Below are 21,369 nucleotides of genomic sequence, written 5' to 3'. Positions count from 1 at the left end.
GCGTCCTCTTGCCCGGAGGATCGTGCGATGGCGCCATCACTCTTGCGGCCGGGCCTGCACTTCTGCCTCGTCGGCGACGACCCGATCTTTCTCGATCTCGTCACCGGACGCTATTTTCGTCTTCCCGACCAGCAGGCCCAGGCATTTTGTGCGCTCGTTGCGACCGGCCTTGTCGATCGCACGGCGTTACTTGCTGCTGGCCTTGGCGAACTGGCAGGGGCGGCCAGCGATCCACTGCCGTTGGAACCCTGCCGCTGGTCCTTGCCGGATCAGCCCTGTGGTGCCTTGGCTGACGGCGGATTGCCGTTGCCGGAGACCGCCCGGGCGCTGCGCCGTCAGCGGCACTTCGAGCGAGCTCTGGCGCGTCGCGGTCTCGCTGCGCTCTGCGACGAACTCGCGGCTTTGACCGCGAAGGCGGTATCGCGCCCGATCGGGAGCGATGATGCCGCCGGGCGACTGGTGCGCGGGTTTCAGTTTGCCTGCTTTCTGCGGACGGCCGCCGATCGCTGCCTGCCGCGTTCCCTCGCGCTGGTCGACCTGCTCGCCCGGTGCGGCTGGCGCGCCCATGCCGTGCTGGGTGTGCGGCAGGGGCCCTTCGCGGCCCATTGCTGGGCCCAGGCTGGACGCATGGTGCTCAACGACACGCCCGAGGCTGTGGCATGCTTCATCCCGATCCTGGCCCTGTAAAGCCGCTGGCGGTTGCATTGGCCCTGCCCGTGCACGGCGGGCTTGGCGAAGGTCTTTCCCCGCTGCGACAGTTGCGCGAGCTGCGCACGGCACACAGCGGCATATGGCTGGGAGAGGGCTGGTCGGTCCGTTCGCTTGGGGCCTGGGGTTTGCTGGTAGGCTGCAGTTTCGATCGCGGCGGCAGCGTCCTGGCCGATCCCCTGGCCGACGCCCCGGGCCTCGCCGACCTGTCGGCCGTGGCGCGCTGGTTGGTTGGCAAGACTTGGGGCGCATGGTTTGCGGTGCTGATTGATCCGCGGACCGGCGCAGCGGCAATCCTGCGCGACCCTTCCGGCCTGCTTCCGCTCTATCGGCGCATCGACTCTGGCCGCTGGCTGCTGGCGACGGCACCGGCATTGTTCGCGCAGGCGGGGATCGCCACTCCTGTGTCCTGGCCCCGCGTGCAGCAGTTCCTGCAGGACCCTGAGCGACGGCAGCGCGCGACGTGCCTGGCGGGTGTCGATGAACTTTCGCCCGGCGTGCTCCATCGTCTGGGGCAGGCAGTGCATGAGGAGGTGATCTGGCAACCGGCGCTCCATCTGTCGGCGTCGGGCGACATCACGCCTTCGGCCGCAGCGCAGCGCGTGCGGGATTGTGCCCGCATGGTGGTCCGCGCCTGGTCCGGGCATTTCGGGCGGGTGGTTGTCGCGGCTTCGGGCGGTGTCGATTCCTCGCTGGTGTGCGCGGCCCTGGCAGTTGAACAACGGCCGTTCTCCTGCGCTACCGTGTCCACCCGGGATCCCAGCGGCGACGAAACCGCCTATGTCGCCAGCCTTGCGGCGCGGCTGGCCGTCCCGTGGCGCGCGGCGCACTACGCGCTCGCCGCAATCGATTCGGGCGAGGCGAGCTTTGCGCGAAGCGCGCGGCCGGTGGGCAAGATGTTCGTCGGCGAGTTGCGGCGTCAGCTCAGTGCGGCCTGTGCCGCAGTCGGCGCGGCCCGCGTGTTGGATGGCAATGGCGGTGACAACGTGTTCTGTTTTTTGCACTCGGCAGCGCCGTTTCTTGATGCGTGGCGCGCGCTGGGGTCGTCGCGCCAGTTGGCACAGATCTTTGTCGACCTCTGCCGACTGACCGGCGCCGACGCCCCGACCCTGGTCCGCGCCATCGTTCGGCAATGGTGGCGGCGCCAGCGCTCTGCGACACGCGCACCGAACCTTGCTCTTCTGGCAGGCCCGGGCGAGACTGCGCCCTCGTTGCCGCTGACCGACTGGGAAGCGCAGGTGCCGATGACGGCGACAGGGGCGCGGGCGCACTTGCGCTTGATCCAGGCGGCGCAGCATCACGTCCATGGCCTGGATGATCCCTTGCGCTTTTCGCCTTTGTTCAGCCAGCCGCTCGTCGAGACCTGCCTCGCCATTCCGAGCTGGGTCTGGTGTCAGGGCGGCATCAACCGCGCGCCCGCGCGCGCGGCGTTCGCCGCTGAGCTGCCGGCTGCGATCACCGGGCGGGTCGCCAAGGCCGGACCGGACACGGTCATGCGCGCGGTCTTTGCGCGGGACCGGGTGCGGCTGCGGGCGATGCTGCACGATGGCCTGCTGGCCGGGCAGGGGCTGCTCGACCTTGCCGCCATCGATGCGGCACTGGCGCTCGACGCCCAGGCGGACGACGACCGGATCTATCGCTTGCTCGATCTGGTCGAAGCCGAGGCCTGGGCGCGTTCATGGTCGTGATGGGAGGCAGGTGACCTCGTCTTTGCTGGGTGCGCCAGGCATCGCCAGCCAGCGCTGGTACTGTGTGGCCTTGTTCGGGTCGCAATCGCGCTGGTGCTGCAACCAGAAGCTGAACCAGTCCATCGTCCGTTCGTACATTGCCAGGCGATGCGCCGGCTGCCACTTGAAATGGGGCTCGCCGGGCATGACCCACATCTCGATCGGTTTGCCAAGGAGGCGGAACCGGGCCACGACATCGAGCGCGTTGGTATATTCGCTGTCGTCCGACTGAATCAGGATCGGCGCGGTGATCCGCTCGGCATTGGCGGCAAGGTCCATTGGTTTCCAGACTTGCTCCGAATTCGGCTCGAACCAGGCCGTGCCAAGCTGACGACCGAGTCTCTCGAACACTGGACCAGCGACCAGCGGGTAAATCGTCGGGCCCTCGCAGCAGACGCCCAGCTCGGCGGCCTTGAACAGTTTGCTGTTCAGCAGCGCCCACTGCGTCATCGACGTGCCTTCGCTCATGCCGGTGATCCCCATGCGCGCCGGATCGACCGTGCGGGTAGCCACGGCCTGGCGCAGCGCTTCCTCCAGAGCCGACTGGACGCTGCGGCGATCGAGCCAGTCGACGTGCTCGCGCCGCATCAGCTCGGTTTCATTGGGCGCGTCGCGCACGCTTGGCACCGAGGTGGGACGGGCAAAGCTGAGCACGGCAAAGCCGCGGGCCGCCAGCGGCTGGATCGGGTTCTCGTCGCCGGTGCCGCCGCGCAGGAAGCCTTCGCTGACATATTGTACGACGACCAGGGGATGGCGCTGGCCGCGGCGATGGCCGGGCGGCAAGACAAGGTCGGCATGGTTCTCGACGCCATAAGCATTGCGGACCTTGAGCCGCTGGATTGGGCCGAGCCGGAACTGCGCCCATTGCGGATTGGGATCGAACACCGTGCGCGATGCGCCGCTGCGCCAATCGATACGAACAAGCACGCGCGGGTGCGCGCTGCTTTCCCGGGCACAGTAGAGGGCATCGGGAGCTGGGACGCACCCGACCAGCACATCGTCGGTGGTGAGTACGGGTTCGGGGCGCGGCGTGCCGCTGCGCCAGCGCAGCAGGCGGGTCTGGCTGCGACCCCAGCCGGTGCGCTGCAGGAGGTAGAGCGTCGTGCCACTGCGCGACCACCAGAGATGCATGGTGCCGTCGCAAAGTGCTTCGGGACACAGCCATCGACGTGGTTGCCCCCGTCGTGCCGGCGCTTCGATCACCACCTGGCGCGCACTGACCACCCATGCGGGATGGATCGGCTCGATCCAGGCCCAGCGACCGTCGGCGCTGCGCGTCGCACTGCTGGCCTGCGGAGGCTGGCCTGGCGCGCCTGGCGGCGCCAGTATCGCCTGTTCGGCCGACGTTGCCGGCTGGACGATTCCGCTAGCGATGTCGACATGGCTGTAGACCAGCGGCATCGGAGCCGAGGGAATGGGATGGTCGGCCAGTTCCGGGGCAAAGCGATCGTCGTAGAGATAGCCCTCGTGTGCTGTAGCGGTGATCGCTTCGCTCTGCGCGCGCAGGGCAGGGCGGGTCGCGATGATCAGGGCCGTGCCCTCGGCGTTCCAGGCGAGGTTCTCCACGGCGTCCGGCAGAGCCGTCAGCGCCCGGGCCGCGCCGCCGTCACGGGGCACCAGCCAGACCTGGGGCGGCCCGGCGGTCTGCTTGATATAGGCAATCGTCCGGCCATCGGGCGACCAGTGCGGGGTGATCACCTGGCCATAGCCCGCCCGCAGCGCCGGAAACGTGCGCAACGGGTACGTCGCCGGGATGAAAGCGCCGCCACGGTCGATTTCGCGGGGGGCCGCCGTCTGACCTTCCGGCGGTACGGCGGGAATAAGGACCAGGCGCTGGCAATAGGCGTTGTGGGCCGGATCGGCTTGGCGCAGGAGCACGGCAATGGTCTTGCCGTCCGGCGACAGGCCAAACGGCGGCGGCGTATCATACGGGTCCGATCGCCCGATATCGACCAGTCGGGCCAGGTCTTGCGCCGTGACCAAGCGCGACGCCGGTGCAGCCGAAGTCGTGATGGCCGGCGGATCGCAGCGGTCGGCTACCGATGGTGGGACGACAGGCCAGGCCACGGTGGCTTCGGCCAGCAGAAGTGAGAGCGCGAGCGCCATTACCACCGCCTCGCCAGGCCGAGCGCGATGAAGCGACCGACGGCAGAGTAATTGGTCGAGTCAAACGGCGTGTCGGTCGACCCGGTCTGCCCGATCGCCGGCGGGCGCGCGTCGAACAGGTTGTTGACCGTCAGCGACACCACCAGGCCGGGATCATCGGCCGACCGGCGGGCGGGCAAGATCGTGTAGCGCAACGCCAGATCTGCCGTGGCCTGGGGCGACAACCGGACCGGCGTGGCAAAGCGTTCGTCGCGCAGGGCACCGATGAAATTGACATGCAAGGCGCCGCTGAGCCGGGCATCTTCATAGCTGACGCCGCCGCGCGCGCGCAGATTGGCCGGCTGGAAAATGACGCCGGCGAGGCGGGTTTGCGGCTGGCCGGCCGACAGGACCTGGTCGCTGTCGAGCCAGGCCGCGGCGAGGTCGAAGGCCAGCGTGCGACGATCGTCCAGCGGCTTTTTCCAGGTCGCGCGCAAGTCGATCCCGCGGATGGCCTGGCGCGCGATATTGACGTAACGATCGTCAACCAGCACCGCGACACCCGCCGGATCGAACGCCGCGCCGGTGTAGTTGAGCAGGGCCGGGCGCGAACCAGCGACCAGCGTGGTCAGCACTGCTGCTGACGGCGCATACGTCACCAGCCCGGCATTGCCGGGATTGCTCAGCGCGCTGGCAATGCTGCCGGGAAAGGGTTCGGCCACCCGGTCGCGGTACTGGACATCGAAATAGCTGGCTTCGACGCGCAGGCCAGGCAGGGCTGCCGGCTCGACCGTTACCCCGGCCTGCCAGGTCCGCGCCCGCTCGGGCGTGAGGCGGGTATTGCCGCCACTGACCAGCAGCAGATTGCCGCTGGGCAAGCCGTACCAGGCACCGGGCAGCAGATAGGTCTGGTAGCCCATGAATTGCTGGTAGAGCGTGGGCGCCTTGAACGAGCGTCCCCACGAGGCCTTTATCGTGATGTCGCGGACTGGCGCATAGATCAGGCCCAGACGCGGTGTCGTCATCCGCGCCATGCCCGGATAATCCTCGTACCGCAGCGCCGCCGAAAGGTTGAGGCGGTGGATACCGGGCACATCGTTGGCTGGAGCAATGACCGGCAGGTTCAGCTCACCGAAGGCATAGCGGCTCGATCGGGCGACGTTGTAATCCTGCGTTGTCACGCCATTGCTCACGACCGAATAGGCAAAGCCGTTGCGTCGCACGCCGCCGCCCAGCGCCACGCGCGCGATCCCGCCCGGGGTGCGGAACAGCGGGCCTTCGACATTGGTTTCGGCCGACCAGGCGCGATTGCAGATGCACCCGCGGTTGATCGAGGGATTGCTGCTGGTGAGGTCGAAATCCGAGCTGAGCCGGGTGTGGTCCTGGCCCCAGGTGCCCAGGACATGCGCGGTCCAGTCGCTACCCAGCGCGGCGGTCAGCTCCGGGGCCAGCGATACCATTGTCACCCGTGGGCGGTAGAGGGTGCGCGAGGCATCGGTGCCGCCAGCGGTCTGCGACGCGCGCGTGCTATAGGACCCGTCGAGGCGCAGTGTCAGCCCAGGCGCGAGATCCTGGTGCAGCGTGGCGGTAATGGCGTGGCGCCGTTGTTCGGCATAAAGCGTGTTGTCTGCAGATAACGCCCCGGCAAAGTCGCGCTGGCGGGCCAGAATCGCCGAATTGTGGGCAAAGTCGTAAGCGAGCATGACGCCGCCGCCAGCCCACCGCGCGCCCGTCACCAGATCGGCCTGCTGCTGGAAATCCCCGCCTTGGGTGCTCGTGCCGATCTGTGTCGACGTGGCGATCCCGACATAGTCGGGCCGCAGCACGACATTGACTACGCCGGCCACGGCATCCGAGCCGTAGAGAGCCGAGGAACCGTCGGCCACGACATCGATCCGCTCGACCGCGGCCACCGGAATCGCGGATATGTCCACCCCGCCGAACGCGGAATCGTACGGCAGGCGATGACCGTTGAGGAGCGTGAGCGTGGCATCGGCGCCGAGGCCGCGCAAGTTGACGCTGCTGGCCATGTTGACATTTTCGTTGGCCGTGCCGGCGCCGGAACCCACCCCTGGGTTCTGGCCTCCGCCGAAGTTCTGCGGCAGCGCGCGCAGCGCTTCGCCCAAGTCCGTCTGGCCTGCGGCCACGATGTCGGCGCGCGACACCTGGATCACCGGCGCCGCGACGGCCGCGCCCCGAATGCGGGTGCCGGTGACGATGATCGGCGCGTCGCCTGCCGCTGGCGCCGCCGCATCCGTCACGGCCGCGCCCCGGATCGTCACGGTCTGGCCGGAAAAGTGCGCGACAAGACTGCTTCCGACGAGCAGGGCTTCGACCGCTTCGGGCAGCGACATCGTCCCGTGCAGCGGCGGCGACAGACGGCCATTCACCGCCTGCGCTGGCGCATAGATCTGCCAGCCGGCGCGCGCGGCGGCCGCACGTAGTGCATCGCCCAGATCCTGCGCCGGCAGATCGAAACTGTAGCGCGGCGCCGGGGCCGCCAGCACGACGGCTGGCGGCATCAGCAGCAGGGCTGCGCTTGCCAGCAGGCAGGACAGGGGTATGGGACGTCTCGACATGGTTGCACTCCCTCATCGTTGGCCACGCTTGATGCGTGTGCGATGCAGGGTTCGACGCCGGAGACGGGGAGGACCTTAGGGGGCTGACAAAATTATTTCCGCGCGGCGAGATGAATGCCGTCCGCGCGTCGGCTGACCACGAGGTTGAACACCTCCGCCAGGCGCTGCGCCACGGCGTCGGGATCGGTCAGGCGAAAGCGACCGGAGACAAGCTCGCTGGCTATGGCGGGATCGTCGATCTGCAACGGCATGTGGCCATAGCTGTTGACCACCTCGACAAGCGTGCTGAGCGGCAGCGCGCGGTATTCGGCCCAGCCGCTCGGCCAGTCGCGGCTGCCTACCGCATCGCGCGGCGCCGCCTGGCGACCGGCGGTGGGGCCAAGGGCGCGTGCGGTGGCAGGGCGCAGGACGGCGGTATCCGGCCGAAACGTGGCGTCATGCCAGAGCGGCCGGGCCTGGGCGGCGCCGTGCCACAGCACGGCCTGGCCCGCTTCGCCGGTGGTCTCGACATCGAGCAGCGCTGCCTGCCCGGCAATTTCTTCCTGCGCGGCGGTAACGATGAACGGGCGACCGTCGTTTACCAGATCGAGACGCGCGCGACCGGTCACCAGTGCGAAGCGGCGCTGGCTTTCGCTCAGGCGGACATCCACCCGACTGGCGGCATCGAGAGTGATGGTCGAGCCGTCGGCCAGGCGGATGCTGCGGATTGCGCCGCGGTCGCTGGCGAGCACCTGCGCCGGCGAGGATTGCAAGGCAGGCGCCTCTCTTCCCGACCATATGTGCAACAGCAACCCGAGGCCGACGACTACGAGCGCGGCAAGGGCAGCAACAAGCGGCACGCGCCAATGGCGCGCTACGGCAGCAGTCACCGTCGGCGCGTTGCGGCCTTTGCCAAAGCGACCCGACCCCTGCAGGATGGCGGCATCGCCGTAAAGCCGCTCAATACGGGCGTAGCTTGCGGCATGGGTTGCGCTGCGCGCGCGCCAGCGTTCGAATTCTTCCTGGCGGGTGAACCCTTCGGCGTCCTGGCGTACCACGAACCAGGCAATCGCCTCTTCCTCGATCACGTCGAAATCGGGACTGGTTGGCGGATCGGTGGTCATCGTGCCGGCTCCACGGCCCGGGCAATGGCGGCAAGGGCTTTCATCATGTGATATTCGACCGTTGCCACGGAAATGCCAAGCGCTTCATGGATTTCGCGATAGGTATGGCCATCGACCCGGTGCATCAGGAAGACTTCGCGGGTGCGTGGTGAAAGCTGTTCCACAGCTGCTTCGTACAAGGCGAGAAGTTCGGCCGCTTCGAGCGCCAGTCCCTGTTCCGGCGCAACGGCAGGCTCCTGGGTTTCGGCCAAGGCCAGCGGGGCAGGGTGGCGCGCCGCGCCGCGCGCCCGGTCGATCAGCAGATTGCCGGCGACCTTGCGCAGGAATGCTGCGGGATTGGCCAGACGATCCGCATCGGCACTGCCGAGGGCGCGTACGAACACATCGTGCAGCAGGTCGGTCGCCAACTCGGGATCGACCTTGCGGCGCAGGAAACGCAGTAAACCGCGCCGTTCCGCGCGATAGGCGCGGCCAAGCAGGGTTTCGGTCGGGGCGGGGCGCCCCGAGGATGAAGACACGGTCGTTCCCGTGCCGGCATACCCAACGACGCGCCGGGTGGCGCGTCATGCGGTTCAGGACTGTGCTGCCAAGGCACCACAGGGAAGCCAATCCCGGTGGCACGGCAGCCGCCCGACCGCTTGGTCAGGCGTGCATGATGTCTGACGGGAGCCATTCCCAGATTGCCGCGCCAGCGATCGGCAACCAGCGCCATCATGCCGCAGGGCTCCTGGGCTGACAAGCGCTCAGCCGGCAAGGCGGACGAGCAAGGCGCTTGCCGCACCGCTGCGCCGCTGCACATAGGCGTCCAGCAGCGGAACCATCGTGGTCGCTGGAGTGGCGCCGCTCCGGGCCCGCGACCAGGTGTTCTCCAGGCTGTCCAGTTCGGCCGCCACATCATCCAGCACGTCCGCTTCGCGGTGAAGGACCGGGGCAAGGCGATCCTCGATCTGGTGCGCAAGGTCGGCCCAGGCCCGGTTGTTGCAGGCCAGGGCGATGCTGGCAATCAGCGCGCGCCGGCGCGTTGCCGAATGCTCTTCAGCAGCGTCGTCCCGATGGGTTGCGGCGTCGCTCTGCCTTGCGAAAGAGGCGCTTTCCAAAGCAATCAGGAGCAGGCGGTGCTGGCAGGCAAGAAGATCGCGTACATCCTGCTCGAGCAGGCGCGGTACGAGAAAGCCGAGGCCAGGATGAAGCATGACCAGGCCTTCGCCAAGCAGGCGATTGAGGCTGTCGCGGACCGGCGTGGCACTGACCATCAGCATGGCGGCCAGGCGGGCGCTCTCCAGCCGCGTGCCTGCTGGCCATGTCGCCGTCAGTAAGCGCTCGCGCAAGGTGCGATAGGTCGGTTCGAAGACGTGGGCCGGGCTCAAGCGCCATTCCTCGCGAATGCAGCGAGCATGGCCGCCTGGTCAGGGCGCAACGCGTCTATCGCGCCAAGTGCTTCTGGAACAGTGTCTGCGAGTAGCAATGACGGGCATTGCCCTTCGAAATTGCCAAGATTGGGACGGTGCTGGACGTAGCCGAGGAGGTCGGTCAGCTGGCGCGAAAACTGCCGCGCCACTGCGGGTGGGTAGGCGAGGAACGGGTTTTCATAAGGCTTGAGCCAGCCGAGGCTGTAACCGACAACGATCCCCCGACGCGGTTTCGTCGCGGTGTTGGCGCCGCCACCATGGACCGTCGATCCGAGGAAGCAGATCGCGGCACCGGGCTGGCAGGCCGCGATCACCGGGGCGGGCAGGTCGGCCAGCGTTTGCGGCGGCGTGCGGTGGGTTCCGGGATAGAGCCGCGTCGCGCCGTTACTGGCGGTGAACGCGGTCAGCGGCCACATGACATTGAGCAGGAACTCGTGGGTTCCTTTGACCCCGCCCCACATGTCCTGGTCGGCATGGGGGAATTGCGCGCGTTCGCCTGGATGGATCGCGATGGCCTGGGCGACATTGAGCTGGATGCGTTCGCAGGCTGTGCCCAGCACGGCCTCGGCCAGTGCCAGGATATGCGGACAGAGCACCAGGTCCTGTGCGCGCTTGGCGCGGGTCAGCAGGCGCCCGAAACGCTTGGTCTTGTGGCCGTAGAAGTCGCCCGTGGCAAAAGGCGTTCCCGCAAAATGCGCCGCCAGTTCGCGATCCAGCGCGCGAATTCCTGCGCGCGGCAGGGCATCGGGCACGATGACGAAACCGTCCCGATCAAGCGCGGTGAGATCGGCTGCCAGTCGCGCGTCGGTCATGCCAGGTCTCCTGCGCGGTGGCATACATGGTCCGCCCGATCATAGACCCCGCCGGCGATCAGACCGGGTAGCGTGTGGGCGTCGATCGTGATCTGCAACGCGACGAGATCACTGCCGCGCAGGTCCCCGTCAGGTCCGAGCTTGCGGCACACCCAGCCGAATCGGACAATCTGCTCGAACCAGACGCGGGTGGCGATACCGGTATAGGCAGCAATGCCGTGGGCTAGCGCGTGTTCGGCCAGCTCCGTGACAAGCTGGTTGCGCGTCTTGCGCCTTGCCGCGGCGCCCAGCGCGGGATCGAGACAGAAGCGGGTGATCTCGCGGATGTCCGGTCCGCAGGGCACGCCTGCTGGGCACAGATGGGCGTAGATCTCTCCCAGCAGGTGCGGGCCGTCGCTGCGCAGCAGCCGCGCCGAGCCGCAATGGTTCCCCTCCGCATCGGCAAGGACGAGATATTCGGCGCAAGGGTTGTCGAACTGGTCGACCTCGAACCGACCGGCCACAACCGGCAGGTTCCATCCCAGCAGATCGACGAAGACGCGCTTGCGGGCGGCAAACATCGCACGCAACGCTTTTGTCTCGACATCGGTGGGCACCGGGGCTTGCGGCACTGGTCGGGTCTGCGAAGGCATCAGGTTGGGCAGCATGGTGGTCATCCCCGTTGTGGCATGACCAGATCCCAACATGTCGTAGCGCAGCGTGCCATACCAAGGAATGGGGATGCTGCGGCCGGTTTTTCGGTCAGCCGGATCACCGCTCCGCGCGCCACCACCACGGGAAAATGTCCTGGTAGCCGATGAAACCACAGAGCAGGGCAAAGGACGTCAGTTCGGAGCGCGAATGCAGCGCGCTGCGTTCACGCGCCATCTTGAGGTGCTGGATGACCGTTTCCTCGCTGATCCCTAGAATGATGCTGGTTTCGTAGGCCGTCTTGCCGCGCGCTGCCCACAGCACGCACTCGCGCTGGCGATCCGTGAACCGGACCGGCGGCGGCGTGGCTGGTCCGACGGTGAGGCGGCGTGCTGCGGCGAGGGCGAGAGCGCCGAGCAGCTCGGCAACCATCAGCATGCCTTGTGGCAGGCTGCGCTCGGCGCGCACGACGAAACTGCAGGAGCCGCTTGATTCGCCGGGAAGATGCCGGCCGATGGTATAGCCATCGGCAAGGCCGAGCTCGCGACCTATGGCCAGCATCTGGCGATCGCCTTTGGTCATGGGGATGAGATGGGGCAGGTCCCGCCAGGCAAAACCGGTCAGGCTTTTGTCGCACGCTCGCCTTACCGGATCTTGGCCGGCCAGGTCGAACGCCACATAGACTTGCGCCCAGGTATCGGGATAGTCGTGCAGCAGCACGCCATCGGGCGATGCGTGATGCTGATGAAGATCGAAATTGAGCGCGAAATGGTCAAAGCCCATGCGCCTGCTGGCCCGCTGCACGACGCTATGCAAATTGGAAAGATCAAACGCTTGGGTGATGTCGTGGGACAATTCCTCGGTGAGATGCAAAGGCATGACTTGACCGCGCGATGGCACGGATCGGCTGCCCAAGCTCCAATCGTGATCGCCTGAAAAGGAGCATTGTCGGCAAAGTTCCACACTGCCGTGTTGCCCAGTTGCAGGAAACGTTTGCTATGCCCGATCGAACTTATCACGGCGGGCGAGCAGTTCGGCGTGGCATCGCCTGTTCTCCCTACGGTTGCGCGGGCGCATCGTATCATGGTGTCGGAAAAGAAAAAATCATCAAGAACGCGGTTTCGATAAGAACCGGATTGGTGAAACACGCCTGTCCAATGGTATCCGATCTTGCGCGCTTGGTAATGGCCACTGGCGCAGCGACCATTGTGGAAAGACAAGGACCGTTTGGCTGGCTGGATTGATTGGCCGCGGCCTTAACGCGGGGGTGTCGCCATATCCCGGTCCTCTTCCCCCGCCGTGGCAGCCCATTGCTCGAAAGTGGGGCGGGTCATCTGAAACAGGTCGGTGGTACGTGCGTACCAGCCGGCACCATGAACGCGGGCCACGAGGTTCATGCCCAATGTGTCGACGTGCAGCCGCTCGGGGTCGATGAAGGCATCGTCGATATGGAAGCGAAGCACTTTGCCGATGGCAATGGTCGTCGACCCGGCTTCGACCGCTTCATGGAGACGGCATTCCATCGCAACGGGCGCGCTGGCGATGCGTGGTACGGCGACCGCGCTGGACGGCAGTGTGGGCAGACCGGCTGCTGTCAGTTCGTCGAATTCGGCCGGTGCGTCGATGCAGGTAAAGTTCATCGCCGCGCTGTCGGTCTCGGAGACGAGGTGTACCACGAATTCGCGAGTTTCCAGGATATTGGCAGCACTGTCCTTGTAGCTGCCGTCGGGCCGGCGCATCATGCCCAGTGCGACCAGCGGCGGATCGGCGCCCATCATGTTGAAGAAGCTGTATGGAGCGGCATTGCGCACGCCTGACCCGGAGACAGTGGTGACCCACGCGATGGGGCGCGGGGTGATCGATGAACCCATGAGCTTGTAGCGATCGGCGGCGCTGACTTTGGCAAAATCGAATTCCATGACCTATTCCCCGCCGATACGCGAAACCGCCCGGCGCGGCGCGACATTGACTGCGAGTTCGAAAACGTCAGGGCGCGCATAGTGACCAACCACGTCGAAATCATACTTGCCGCGCAAGACCTGGCCGGGCTCGATATCGGCATAGAGAATGGTTTCGCCGGAAAAGTCCGGGCCGGCCAGCACCTGGCCCAGCGGATCGACCACCAACGATCCGCCGCGCATCAGCACGGTGGCGGGATCGTCACCCAGCGCGCAGTCGTAATCGGCCGGATAGGCGCCGCGCGTGATGTGCTGGCAGGCAGAGAGCACGAAGCAGCGGCCTTCGAGCGCGACATGCTGCATCGTGGCGGCCCAGCTGTCGCGATCGTCGGCGGTTGGCGCGCAATAGAGCGTGATGCCCTGATCGTACATCGCCATGCGCAGCATCGGCATGTAATTTTCCCAGCAGATCACCGCGCCGATGCGGCCCAGCGGCGTGTCTATGACCGGCAGGGTCGACCCGTCGCCGAAACCCCAGATAAGGCGTTCGGCCCCGGTGGGCATGAGCTTGCGATGCTTGGCCACCAAGCCCTTCTTGCCGTCGAAGAACAGCGCGGTGCAATAGACCGTGCCGCCATCACGCTCGATCACGCCGATCACCACGAAAGCGCCGGTTTCGGCTGTCGCTTCGGCCAAAAGCGCCACTTCCGGTCCGTCCAGATCGATGGCGGCGGCGTGATAGGCGCGGAAATCGTCACGGCCCTGTGGCTTGCGCATGCCGACCGGCGTGCCGAACGAAGCGCCCTTGGGATAGCCGCCCAGGAACGCTTCGGGAAACACGATCAGGCTGGCGCCGCCGGCTGCAGCCTGGCGCGCGAGGTCGGCGGCCTTGGCGGCCGAGGCCATGGAATTGGTAGGAATCGAGGCGGCCTGGACGACGGCGGCCTTGAATGGGGCCGCGTGGCAAGAGGGCTGATTCATTGGCGCTCCGCATTGGAAAACTCAGGAAATCTGGTCTCTTCGCAGTCGATAATACTTGCATTTGACAGTTTCTCCAAATTCTTTTAGGCCTCTGGAAACCAGTTGCAGAGGCGGACCATGGCCACGGAAAGTTACGACCAGTACCGTGAGGACATGATCGGTCGCGCCAATGTGGCCGATACGCCCGAACTGGTGGCCTATTACGGGCGACTGCGCGAACTGGGCACTGGGGCGCTCTGGACGGTGGCCAACAAGATCGAGCCGTGGCAGCCGGTCTCGACCTCAATCCCCTATATCTGGCGCTATCGTGAATTGCGTGACGACGTGATGCGCGCTCTCGACCTTGTCACACCCGAGCAAGCCGGGCGGCGGGTGGTCTATCTGGAAAATCCGGGGCGGGCCGATGTGGTGGCGGCGGTCGGCTGGCTCTATTCCGGTCTACAGGTAATGGGGCCGGGCGAACTGGCTTCGAGCCACCGCCATTCGGCCTCGGCGCTGCGCTTCATCATGGAGGGCAAGGGCGCGTTCACCAATGTGGACGGGCACAAGATGACGCTGGGTGCCAATGACTTCGTGCTCACGCCCAACGGCACCTGGCACGAACATGGGGTGGCCGAGGACGGCACCGCGTGCATCTGGCAGGACGGGCTCGACATTCCGCTGATGAACGCGCTGGAAGCCAATTTCTACGAAGTCCATCCGGACTTGCAGCAGGCCGTCTCGCACCCGGTCGATGATTCTACCGCCACCTGGGCCGGCACCGGCCTGCGCCCGGCGGGCATGGCCTGGTCCAAGGCCTATTCGCCGCTGCTGAAATACGAATGGGCGCCGACCTACGAGGCCCTCTCGAACTATGCGCGGGTGACCGACGGTTCACCCTATGACGGGGTGATGATGGAATACGTCAACCCCCATACCGGCGGCCCGGTGATGCCGACGATCGGCGCTTCGATGCAGATGCTGCGCCCCGGCGAGCGGACCAAGGCGCACCGCCAGACCGGCAGCTTCGTCTACCAATGCGCCAAGGGCCGCGGCTGGTCGATCATCAACGGCCAGCGCTTCGATTGGCAGGAGCGCGACATTTTCGTGGTGCCGGCCTGGGCCTGGCACGAACATGCCAATGCTTCCGACCGTGAGGACGCTTGCCTGTTCACGTTCAACGACTTGCCCGTGATGCGCGCGCTGGGCCTCTATCGCGAGGAAGCCCTGGCCGAAAACGGCGGGCACCAGCCCGTACTGGCCTGACGCCACAACCGGCCGGCGCAGATGGCGCCGAAACCATTCGCAGCCTTTGCACCTGATCCAACAGGGAGATTTCCCATGCGTCTTGTAACCTATCGCGCCCATGTCGAAGCCGAAGCCCGCCTCGGCGCGCTCGTCTCGGCCCAAGGCGGCGAACATGTCCTCGATCTCGAAGCGTTCGGCGCGGAAATGGGCGTGCCCTTTCCCGCGACCATGCTGGAATTCATCGACCTCGGTCCGCAGGCGGTGGCCCTGGCGAGCAAGCTGATTGCCGAGGCCGACGGTCTGTTTCCACTGGGCACGGCCATCCCGTTCGTCAACGTCACGCTGCTTGCGCCCATTCCGCGCCCGCGCAAGAACATCTTTGGTATCGGGCTCAACTATACCGAGCACGTCGCCGAAAGCGCCAAGTCGCTCGATACCTCGCCCGAGTTGCCGCGCCAGCCGGTGATCTTTTCCAAGCCGCCGACGGCCGTCATCGCGCCGGGCGAACCGATCCGCCACGATGGCGCCATCACGCAGCAGCTGGATTGGGAAGTGGAACTGGCCGCCGTGATCGGCACCCGCGCCAAGGGCGTGGCGCGCGAGAACGCGCTGGCCCACGTGTTCGGCTACACCGTGTGCATCGACATGAGCGCGCGCGACAATCGCCGCGCCGGCCAGTGGATCTATTCCAAGGGCCAGGATACTTATGCGCCGATGGGGCCGGTGATCGTGACGGCCGACGAGATTCCCGATCCGCAGACGCTGGACCTGTGGCTGACCGTCAATGGCGTGGAAAAGCAGCGCAGCAACACCGCCTACATGCTGTTCAAGGTGGACGAGCTGGTGGCCGACATCAGCCAGGGCATCACGCTGGAGCCCGGGGACATCATCGCCACCGGGACGCCGGCGGGCGTGGGCGCCGGGATGGACCCGCAGGAGTGGGTCTGGCCAGGCGACACGATCGTCGCCACGGTCGAAGGCATCGGCACGCTGCGCCATCCGGTGGTCAAGGCCTGAAGCCTTTCCACCAGAATCGCGCAAGGGGAGGGGGCTTTGGCCCCCTTCTTTTTTGTGACGCCGGTATTGCGGCGCGAATGGAGCCCGTTTTGGAAAAAGACGTGGCACGGCGCACCTATGGCGGCAACTGAGGCCCAGAGTGCGTTGCTCTGTTCGCAACGAAGTTCGCGATTGGCCTGCATTGAAGCGCAAGCGCGCGCATGGGAGCTTTGCCCTGTCCGGTGAATGTGGGGACACTTGCTGTCGCGCCGGGTAAAAGCATAAAATCTGGAAAGGGATTCCATGAGCATCAAGCAGAGCAGGTCGCGCACGCTGTCCGTTTCCGGTTTCCTGGCCGGCACCGCCTTGTGTTGCGTGCCATGTTGCATACTGGGCGCGACGCCCGCCCTGGCGCAGGACGCAGCCGCCGGCGCGACCGAAAGCACCGGCGGCGACATCGTCGTCACCGCCTCCAAGCGCACGTCAACCACCATCCAGAATACGCCGATCGCGGTCCAGGCGTTGGGTGGCGAAGCCCTCAAGGAAAAGGGCGCGATCGACTTTGCCGATTTCTATCATGCGGTGCCTGCGCTCTCGGTCCAGGACGAAGGTCCGGGCGATAAGCGCTATGTGATCCGCGGTATCAACTCCGCCGGGGCGAGCACCGTGGGGCTCTATCTCGACGAGACGGTAATCACCGGCGAGAATTCGCAGGACGGCGGCGGCCAGGCGCCCGACATCAAGCTGTTCGATATCAGCCGGGTCGAAGTGCTCAAGGGCCCGCAGGGCACGACGTTCGGCGCGTCCTCGATGGCCGGCACGATCCGCTACATCACCACCAAGGCTGACGTCGACGCAGTGAGCGGCTATGCCCAGTCCGCGCTGCGCGCCACCAAGGGCGCCTCGCTGGGCCTCCAGACCGATGGCGCGGTCAACCTGCCGATCGTGCCGGGCGTCTTCGCGGTGCGGGCCTCCGGCTTCTATGCCGATCTGCCCGGCTGGATCGACAACCGCTTTCAGAAAGGCGCCAACGCCGAAAAGAGCAAGGCCGGCCGCCTTTCCGCGCGGCTGCAGGCGACGCCCGACCTGACCGTCGACCTGATGGCGATGTACCAGGACGTGCACCAGGACGCGAAGAACTACTACAACAAGCTCGATTACGACGGCAATGCGCTGCCCGCCAATTACCAGGCCGACCAGGTGCGCGCGCCCTATGGCGACCAGAGCGAGATCTACAACGCGACGGTCAACTACAAGCAGCCGTTCGGCACCTTCACCGGCACCGTATCGCGCTTCGTGCGCGACACCAGCTTCGTGCGCGATGCCTCGCTGGCGGCGCAGGCGTTCCTGGGCCTGCCCTATGGCACCACCGGTCTCAGCGCGCTCAAGCAGGACAAGCACCGCCGGGTGGACAGTGGCGAGCTGCGCTTCGCCTCCAGCTTCGACGGGCCGTTCCAGATCCTGGTCGGCGGGTTCTTCCAGAACGAAAACCGCTTTTACCACAGCGCCTGGCCCAAAGCGGACTCGACCGGCAACATTCCGGCCAACGCGGGCGAGTTCCTTGATCGCACGGTCGATGCGCGCATCAAGGAACGCGCGCTGTTCGGCGAAGCGAGCTATGAATTCGTGCCCGGCCTGACGTTCACCGCCGGCGGCCGCCTGTTCGATTTCAAGCTGGAGCAGGTCTCGGTGGCCAATGTCGCGTTCGGCGGCGGCACCGGCGCGGGCGCTGGCCCCGTGCTCCACACCAAGGACAACGGCCTGATCGGCCGCTTCAACCTGGCCTACAAGCTGAGCAGCCAGATCAACACCTATATCCAGATCGCCCAGGGCTATCGTTCGGGCGGCACCAACGACCAGACCGCTGCCGCGCTGGCCAACGTGGTGATCCCCGATGGCTATGGCTCGGACTCGTTGTGGAGCTACGAATGGGGCGTGAAGAGCACGCTGCTGGATCGCAAGCTGTTCCTGAACGGTGCTGTCTATTACATCGATTGGACGAACATCCAGGTTTCGGAGCAAGCGACGGACGGGACGGTTTCCTTCGGATACACCGGCAACGGCGGCAAGGCCACGGTCAAGGGCTTCGAAATGACGCTGGAGGCGCATCCGATCCACGGCCTGGAAATCAACCTGTCGGGCAATTACAACACGGCCAAGCTGGCACGGGACAATCCCGTGGCGAGCACCGGCCGCAAGGGGGACCGCATCCCTTATGTGCCGGAAGTGACGGGTTCGGCCAGCATTGCCTATACCGCGCCGATCGACGCTTCAGGCCTGATGGGGTCGGTCGGTGCCGATGCCAGCTACCAGGGTTCGACGGCCACGAAGTTCAATTCGACGATCAGCAACTACCAGACGCTGCCCTCCTATTGGCTGGTGGGGCTGCGCGCCGGCGTCAACAAGGGGCCCTGGTCGGTCAACCTCAACGTCACGAACCTGTTCAACGACCAGACGACGATCAACTTCAACGAGATCGTCCCGGGCGTCTATCCGCTGGGATACTATACCAATCGTCCCCGCACCGTCAGCCTTTCGGCCATGGTCAAGTTCTGACCATGGCGGCAACCACCCCGTTCTCTCCCTACGGGTCGCAGTTGGTTGCCCGATCCCGGAAAGCCATGCTTTCCGGGATCGCCCGTACCATTCTCAGTGCTGCGCTTTGCGCGTCGCCCGCGTGGGCGGCGGCAGAGGGTGGCGGCGGGGATCGGCCTTGGCTGGACGCTACCCGCACGCCGCAAGAGCGGGCCGCGCTGGTGGTTGCGGCAATGACGGACGAGGAGAAGCTGCGGCTGCTCCAGGGCGATACCGAACTCGATGCCAATGGCACGGGCGTCAATGCCTGTGTCGGGCATATCAGCGGCATTGCCCGGCTGGGCCTGCCGAGCCTGTGTATGGGCGATGGGCCGGCGGGCGTTGGCAACGGCATGAAAGGCGTGACCCAGTTTCCCGCGCCGGTGATGGGTGCAGCGACGTTCGATCGCGCCTTGATGCAGGCCTATGGCCAGGCGCTGGGCACCGAGCATGCCGGGAAAGGGCGCAATGTCGTCCTCGCGCCCACGATCAATATCATCCGCACGCCCAAGTGGGGCCGCCTGGCCGAAACCTTGAGCGAGGATCCCTATCTGGCCGGCCAGCTGGGCAGTGCGATCACCGCCGGTATCCAGTCCGTGGGCGTGATCGCCACGCCCAAGCACTTCGTGGCCAACAACCAGGAATGGCTGCGCCTGGGCGACGGCCCGGCCTATGCAGCGACCGACGCGCTGGTGCCCGAGCGGGCGTTGCACGAAATCTATTTCCCGGCGTTCGAGTCCGTGGTGAAGTCGGCCAGGGCCGGCTCCATCATGTGCGCCTACAACCGCGTCAATGGCCGCTATGCCTGCGAAAACCCCGCAACGCTGGGCCAGCTCAAGACCTGGGGCTTTGACGGCTTCGTGGTAGCGGACTGGTACTTTGCCCATCGCAGCACGGTGGCGGCGGTCAAGGCCGGGCTGGATATCTCGATGCCGGGCGGGGTGAGCCCGTTCGGCTTCGCCGAATTCTACGGCGTGAAGGAACTCAAGGCGGCACGCGCGCGCGGTGCCATCATCCAGGCAGACATCGACGGCATGGTGGCGCGGATCGTCACGCCGATGTTCCGCCTGGGCCTGGTCGATCGGCCGGTAACCGGCAATGCCAATGCCGACGTGCGCGATCCGGCGCATCTGGCGCTGTCGGAGCGGATCGCCGAGGAAGGCACCGTCCTGCTGCGCAACGCGCGCGGGATCTTGCCGCTGCGGCCGGGGAGAGTCGCGAGCGTGGCGGTGATCGGAGACGATGCCGGCGCCAATGTGCAGACCTCCGAACGCTATGGCGGTTTCGTCAAGACCGAGGACATCGGCGGGGTGCGCGCGCCGCTCGATGCGCTCAAAGCGGCGCTGGGACCGCGCGTTGCGGTGCGTTATGCCCGTGGCACTCTGGGCATTGCGCCGCTGCCGGCCATGCCGGCCAGCGCGTTTCACGACCTGACCGCGCGCTATTACGCGTCGCCGGACTGGAGCGGGCAGCCGGTCGTCACCCGCAAGGAAGCAACGATCGACTATGCCGAGGCAGGCCCCAAGGCGGGCGTTGCCGGGCTGCCGGCGCTGTGGTCGGCGCGCTGGACTGCGCGCTTCATCCCGCGGCGCACCGGCACTTATCGCTTTTCGCTGAACGGCGGGGGCGAAATGGCGCTGACCATCGACGGCCAGCGCGTCGTCACCATTCCCAAGCAGAGCTTCCGCCTCGTCACCCACGGCACTGTCTGGCTGGAAGCGGGCAAGCCCGTTGCGCTCGACCTCGCCTATTCCAACGCGCCGACGCTTTCGGCCAACGAAGTGCGGCTGGGCTGGCAGGCGCCCGACAGCACGCTGATCGACGAAGCCGTCGCAGCCGCGAAGCAGGCGCAGGTGGCGGTGGTGTTCGTCGCCGATCACGTCTCCGAAGGGGCGGACCGCACCGACCTGCGGCTGCCGGGCGACCAGGATGCGCTGATCGAGGCCGTTGCTGCCGCCAATCCGAACACGGTGGTGGTGCTGCACACGGTGGGCCCCGTCCTGATGCCCTGGCGCGACAAAGTCGCCGGCATCCTTGCGGCCTGGTATCCCGGCGAGCAGGCCGCTGATGCGATCGCCGCGCTGCTCACCGGCAAGGCGAATCCGTCGGGCAAGCTGCCGGTGACTTTTCCGGCCGACGAAACCCATGGCCCCACCGACCAGCCCGCGCGCTATCCGGGCATCGGCACGACCGCGCGCTATGACGAAGGCATCCTGGTCGGCTATCGCTGGTACGATGCCGAGCGGATCGCGCCGCTCTATCCGTTCGGCCACGGGCTGTCCTACACCACGTTCGGCTATTCCGGCCTGACGCTGGTGCGCGACGGGCAGGGCTGGACGGTGCGCGTGAACGTGCGCAACACCGGGCGCGTCGCGGGCGACGAAGTGGCGCAACTCTATGTGGCGATGCCGGCGGCGGCGGGCGAACCCCCGCGCCAGCTCAAGGGCTTTGCCCGCGTCTCGCTGCCACCGGGTGAGGCGGCGACGGTGTCGTTTCCGCTTGCGTCACGTGACTTGTCCTATTGGGACGAAGCCGCGAAAGACTGGCGCATGGCCAAGGGGACGTACCGGATCGCGGTGGGCGCGAGCTCGCGGGACATTCGCCTGGTGAGGGACTTCGATCCCGCGCACTGACCTGCTA

Annotated in this window: 17 protein-coding genes; 7 read left to right on the top strand and 10 right to left on the bottom strand. The window is 66.4% G+C overall.

Features of this window, described 5'->3' with window-relative positions:
- Positions 1 to 27 precede the first annotated feature (27 nt).
- Both FHT19_RS09970 and FHT19_RS09965 read left to right on the top strand, forming a co-directional pair.
- Positions 28 to 687 (top strand): lasso peptide biosynthesis B2 protein, encoded by a 660-nt coding sequence (locus FHT19_RS09970; RefSeq protein WP_169474800.1) that lies wholly within the window; start codon positions 28 to 30, stop codon positions 685 to 687.
- On the top strand, positions 660 to 2,396 hold the full coding sequence (locus FHT19_RS09965; protein WP_169474799.1) for an asparagine synthase-related protein: 1,737 nt from the start codon (positions 660 to 662) through the stop codon (positions 2,394 to 2,396). Before FHT19_RS09970 ends, FHT19_RS09965 begins: the two co-directional genes overlap by 28 nt.
- On the opposite strand, the gene FHT19_RS09960 is transcribed toward FHT19_RS09965, so the two are convergent.
- The 8 genes from FHT19_RS09960 to FHT19_RS09925 form a co-directional block, all read right to left on the bottom strand.
- Entirely contained in the window at positions 2,385 to 4,541 is a 2,157-nt protein-coding gene (locus tag FHT19_RS09960; protein WP_169474798.1) for an Atxe2 family lasso peptide isopeptidase, read from the bottom strand. The genes FHT19_RS09965 and FHT19_RS09960 overlap by 12 nt on opposite strands.
- A complete protein-coding gene (locus FHT19_RS09955; RefSeq protein WP_169474797.1) occupies positions 4,541 to 7,099 on the bottom strand; it encodes a TonB-dependent receptor in 2,559 nt (852 codons plus the stop codon). Before FHT19_RS09955 ends, FHT19_RS09960 begins: the two co-directional genes overlap by 1 nt.
- Positions 7,100 to 7,191: 92 nt before the next feature.
- Entirely contained in the window at positions 7,192 to 8,202 is a 1,011-nt protein-coding gene (locus tag FHT19_RS09950) for a FecR domain-containing protein (RefSeq protein ID WP_169474796.1), read from the bottom strand.
- A complete protein-coding gene (locus tag FHT19_RS09945) occupies positions 8,199 to 8,720 on the bottom strand; it encodes an RNA polymerase sigma factor (RefSeq protein WP_169474795.1) in 522 nt (173 codons plus the stop codon). The genes FHT19_RS09950 and FHT19_RS09945 overlap by 4 nt, the downstream gene beginning before the upstream one ends.
- A 225-nt stretch (positions 8,721 to 8,945) precedes the next feature.
- Positions 8,946 to 9,569, bottom strand: coding sequence for a GntR family transcriptional regulator (locus FHT19_RS09940; protein ID WP_169474794.1), 624 nt, complete (start codon positions 9,567 to 9,569; stop codon positions 8,946 to 8,948).
- Positions 9,566 to 10,423, bottom strand: coding sequence for a phytanoyl-CoA dioxygenase family protein (locus FHT19_RS09935; RefSeq protein ID WP_169474793.1), 858 nt, complete (start codon positions 10,421 to 10,423; stop codon positions 9,566 to 9,568). The genes FHT19_RS09940 and FHT19_RS09935 overlap by 4 nt, the downstream gene beginning before the upstream one ends.
- Positions 10,420 to 11,079 carry an acyl-homoserine-lactone synthase gene (locus FHT19_RS09930; RefSeq protein WP_248290363.1) on the bottom strand — a complete coding sequence of 220 codons (660 nt, stop codon included), beginning with the start codon at positions 11,077 to 11,079 and terminating at the stop codon, positions 10,420 to 10,422. Before FHT19_RS09930 ends, FHT19_RS09935 begins: the two co-directional genes overlap by 4 nt.
- A 94-nt stretch (positions 11,080 to 11,173) precedes the next feature.
- Positions 11,174 to 11,908: an autoinducer binding domain-containing protein gene (locus tag FHT19_RS09925; RefSeq protein ID WP_248290362.1), complete on the bottom strand. Its 735-nt coding sequence runs from the start codon at positions 11,906 to 11,908 to the stop codon at positions 11,174 to 11,176.
- 38 nt (positions 11,909 to 11,946) lie between these two features.
- On the opposite strand from FHT19_RS09925, the gene FHT19_RS09920 reads away from it, so the two are divergent.
- On the top strand, positions 11,947 to 12,297 hold the full coding sequence (locus FHT19_RS09920) for a hypothetical protein (RefSeq protein WP_169474792.1): 351 nt from the start codon (positions 11,947 to 11,949) through the stop codon (positions 12,295 to 12,297).
- A 12-nt stretch (positions 12,298 to 12,309) separates the two neighbouring features.
- Here FHT19_RS09920 and FHT19_RS09915 read toward each other — a convergent pair whose 3' ends face one another.
- Together FHT19_RS09915 and FHT19_RS09910 are read right to left on the bottom strand one after the other, a co-directional pair.
- A complete protein-coding gene (locus tag FHT19_RS09915; protein WP_169474791.1) occupies positions 12,310 to 12,972 on the bottom strand; it encodes a flavin reductase family protein in 663 nt (220 codons plus the stop codon).
- Positions 12,973 to 12,975: 3 nt separating this feature from the next.
- The gene (locus FHT19_RS09910) at positions 12,976 to 13,932 is read right to left on the bottom strand and encodes a carbon-nitrogen hydrolase family protein (protein WP_169474790.1); all 957 of its coding nucleotides are present in this window, start codon (positions 13,930 to 13,932) and stop codon (positions 12,976 to 12,978) included.
- 117 nt (positions 13,933 to 14,049) lie between these two features.
- On the opposite strand from FHT19_RS09910, the gene FHT19_RS09905 reads away from it, so the two are divergent.
- The 4 genes from FHT19_RS09905 (at position 14,050) to FHT19_RS09890 (ending at position 21,362) form a co-directional block, all read left to right on the top strand.
- Positions 14,050 to 15,177 (top strand): cupin domain-containing protein, encoded by a 1,128-nt coding sequence (locus FHT19_RS09905; RefSeq protein ID WP_169474789.1) that lies wholly within the window; start codon positions 14,050 to 14,052, stop codon positions 15,175 to 15,177.
- Between the two features lie 75 nt (positions 15,178 to 15,252).
- Entirely contained in the window at positions 15,253 to 16,176 is a 924-nt protein-coding gene (locus tag FHT19_RS09900; RefSeq protein WP_169474788.1) for a fumarylacetoacetate hydrolase family protein, read from the top strand.
- Between the two features lie 282 nt (positions 16,177 to 16,458).
- A complete protein-coding gene (locus FHT19_RS09895) occupies positions 16,459 to 18,711 on the top strand; it encodes a TonB-dependent receptor (protein ID WP_169474787.1) in 2,253 nt (750 codons plus the stop codon).
- A 65-nt stretch (positions 18,712 to 18,776) separates the two neighbouring features.
- Entirely contained in the window at positions 18,777 to 21,362 is a 2,586-nt protein-coding gene (locus FHT19_RS09890; RefSeq protein WP_169474786.1) for a glycoside hydrolase family 3 C-terminal domain-containing protein, read from the top strand.
- Positions 21,363 to 21,369 lie beyond the last annotated feature (7 nt).

The sequence above is a fragment of the Novosphingobium sp. SG919 genome (assembly GCF_012932495.1).
GTDB lineage: Bacteria > Pseudomonadota > Alphaproteobacteria > Sphingomonadales > Sphingomonadaceae > Novosphingobium > Novosphingobium rhizosphaerae.
This window is presented reverse-complemented; position numbering and strand designations above follow the sequence as displayed.

What these genes read in the sequence shown, in the direction of transcription:
- FHT19_RS09970 (WP_169474800.1), top strand. Translation starts at nt 28, where the DNA reads ATGGCGCCATCACTCTTGCGGCCGGGCCTGCACTTCTGCCTCGTCGGC.
- FHT19_RS09965 (WP_169474799.1), top strand. Translation starts at nt 660, where the DNA reads ATGCTTCATCCCGATCCTGGCCCTGTAAAGCCGCTGGCGGTTGCATTG.
- FHT19_RS09960 (WP_169474798.1), bottom strand. Translation starts at nt 4,541, where the DNA reads ATGGCGCTCGCGCTCTCACTTCTGCTGGCCGAAGCCACCGTGGCCTGG.
- FHT19_RS09955 (WP_169474797.1), bottom strand. Translation starts at nt 7,099, where the DNA reads ATGTCGAGACGTCCCATACCCCTGTCCTGCCTGCTGGCAAGCGCAGCC.
- FHT19_RS09950 (WP_169474796.1), bottom strand. Translation starts at nt 8,202, where the DNA reads ATGACCACCGATCCGCCAACCAGTCCCGATTTCGACGTGATCGAGGAA.
- FHT19_RS09935 (WP_169474793.1), bottom strand. Translation starts at nt 10,423, where the DNA reads ATGACCGACGCGCGACTGGCAGCCGATCTCACCGCGCTTGATCGGGAC.
- FHT19_RS09930 (WP_248290363.1), bottom strand. Translation starts at nt 11,079, where the DNA reads ATGACCACCATGCTGCCCAACCTGATGCCTTCGCAGACCCGACCAGTG.
- FHT19_RS09920 (WP_169474792.1), top strand. Translation starts at nt 11,947, where the DNA reads ATGGCACGGATCGGCTGCCCAAGCTCCAATCGTGATCGCCTGAAAAGG.
- FHT19_RS09915 (WP_169474791.1), bottom strand. Translation starts at nt 12,972, where the DNA reads ATGGAATTCGATTTTGCCAAAGTCAGCGCCGCCGATCGCTACAAGCTC.
- FHT19_RS09910 (WP_169474790.1), bottom strand. Translation starts at nt 13,932, where the DNA reads ATGAATCAGCCCTCTTGCCACGCGGCCCCATTCAAGGCCGCCGTCGTC.
- FHT19_RS09905 (WP_169474789.1), top strand. Translation starts at nt 14,050, where the DNA reads ATGGCCACGGAAAGTTACGACCAGTACCGTGAGGACATGATCGGTCGC.
- FHT19_RS09900 (WP_169474788.1), top strand. Translation starts at nt 15,253, where the DNA reads ATGCGTCTTGTAACCTATCGCGCCCATGTCGAAGCCGAAGCCCGCCTC.
- FHT19_RS09895 (WP_169474787.1), top strand. Translation starts at nt 16,459, where the DNA reads ATGAGCATCAAGCAGAGCAGGTCGCGCACGCTGTCCGTTTCCGGTTTC.
- FHT19_RS09890 (WP_169474786.1), top strand. Translation starts at nt 18,777, where the DNA reads ATGCTTTCCGGGATCGCCCGTACCATTCTCAGTGCTGCGCTTTGCGCG.